Source organism: Polaromonas sp. P3_C2 (genome assembly GCF_056402675.1).
The window spans coordinates 1-1,770 of the sequence record NZ_JBFUGX010000765.1 but is presented as its reverse complement, the minus strand read 5'-3'; the positions used below and the strand labels follow the sequence as shown (position 1 = coordinate 1,770).

Below are 1,770 nucleotides of genomic sequence, written 5' to 3'. Positions count from 1 at the left end.
TGATGGGCCTGCATGGAGAGGCCGGGCAGCAGGCGCTGCGCCTGCGATTGCAGGCACCGCCCGTGGACGGCAAAGCCAATCAGGCGCTGGTGAAATGGCTGGCCGGTTGCCTTGGCGTTCCGCAGCAGGCGGTCACGCTGGCCCGCGGAGAAGCCTCAAGGCGCAAGCAGTTGCGCGTCAGCGCTGAAGCGGCAAGCCAGGCTGCATGGAATGAATGGCTAAAAGCATTGGACCACCGCGAGCCATAGCCGCGCCGCCTACGACAAGGGAACGATCGCATGCTATTAATTTAATAGCTGGCGGCGCCCATTCTGTCTTGCTCAAGCACTGATTTGTTCGGAATTCAACGTGTAGTTCTGGCCACCGCGCGTGGCGATCTTGAGCGCACCCACCCGGTTCCCCAAGGCGGCGCAGCGGTCCAGCGTCCAGCCTTTTTCGAGGCCAAACAGCAAAGCCCCGCGAAAAGCGTCGCCGCACCCTGTCGGGTCGACCACTGATCCGGCCTTTACCGGTGGCACCAGGGTTTTCTCGCCGCCAATCCAGACCTCGCAACCTTCCGCGCCCAGCGTCACCACCAGGCCCTGCACCCGGCGGGACAATTCGGCGCATGACAGGCCCGTGCGGTCGCACAGCATTTTGGCCTCGTAATCGTTGACGGTCACCCAGGTGGAGAGTTCCACAAAGTGGGAAAGCTCCTTGCCGTCAAACATGGGAAGGCCCTGGCCTGGATCAAAAACGAAGGGGATACCGGCCAGCTTGAACTGCTCGGCATGCTGCAGCATGGCATCGCGCCCGTCAGGCGAAATAATGCCCAGCTTGATGTCATCGCGTGCGTCAATGCGGGTGATATGGGCCTGCATCATGGCACCCGGATGAAAAGCCGTGATCTGGTTGTTGTCCCGGTCGGTCATGATCATCGCCTGGGCGGTATAGGTGTCGCCCACCTGCCGCACAAATTCCGTGCTGATGCCCAGCGTCTTCATGCGCTCCACGTACTCGGCGCCGTCACTGCCGACCGTGGCCATGGGCAGCGGCTTGCCGCCAAGCTGCTGCAGGCTGTAGGCGATGTTGCCGGCGCAGCCACCGAACTCGCGGCGCAGCGCCGGCACCAGAAACGACACATTCAGGATATGCAACTGGTCGGGTAGTATCTGCTCCGAAAAGCGCCCCTCAAAGGTCATGATGGTGTCAAACGCCAGGGAGCCACAAATAACAGCAGACATTCAGTTCTCTCGTTTCAATCAGGGGTAAAAAACCAGGACACGATAGCCAGCCACTCGCAAGGGAGCCGCCGGCGCAGAAGACGGCGGCGACGCTGCAGCTGCAGTGTCCGCATCACCGGATATTTTCATGATGACCAGGCCGGGCATTTCGGAGCGGGGGGCCAGGGTCGGCGATTTGGCGCCAAACTGTGCCGGCGTCAGGATGCGGCGCACCACGGCCTGGTCCTGCGAATCGGTCAGGGTCACTTCCAGGGACGGCATTTCCAGCAGCGTCACACCCGTGTTTTTGAGCGTAAAACTGAGGCGATAGGCATCAGGGCCGATGCGGTTGAAGGTGGAGCTGTCTATGACCAGCGACTCGATATGCCGCGGCGCACGAATGTCACAGTGCAACTGGCCGCAAATACCCTGAAGCGCCGGCACGAGCCGGGGCTCCAGGGCGGCCAGCGTGTCCCTTTGCTGGACAGCCCACTGCAAGACCAGCACGGCCAGCAGCAGCAGGGATAACAAGGCCATGGTCCACCGGGTCAGCGGCCGTTTCCAGAAC

General features: G+C 61.9%; 3 protein-coding genes. 1 reads left to right on the top strand and 2 read right to left on the bottom strand.

Features of this window, described 5'->3' with window-relative positions; translation table 11 throughout:
- On the top strand, positions 1 to 248 hold a 248-nt coding region (locus AC1DWI_RS21680), incomplete at its 5' end, for a DUF167 domain-containing protein (protein ID WP_477725733.1).
- A 72-nt stretch (positions 249 to 320) separates the two neighbouring features.
- Here AC1DWI_RS21680 and AC1DWI_RS21675 read toward each other — a convergent pair.
- The gene (locus AC1DWI_RS21675) at positions 321 to 1,223 is read right to left on the bottom strand and encodes a carbohydrate kinase family protein (RefSeq protein WP_477668372.1); all 903 of its coding nucleotides are present in this window, start codon (positions 1,221 to 1,223) and stop codon (positions 321 to 323) included.
- Between the two features lie 18 nt (positions 1,224 to 1,241).
- Positions 1,242 to 1,770, bottom strand: a 529-nt coding sequence (locus AC1DWI_RS21670) for a DUF3426 domain-containing protein (RefSeq protein ID WP_477725732.1), incomplete at its 5' end; no start/stop codon positions are given.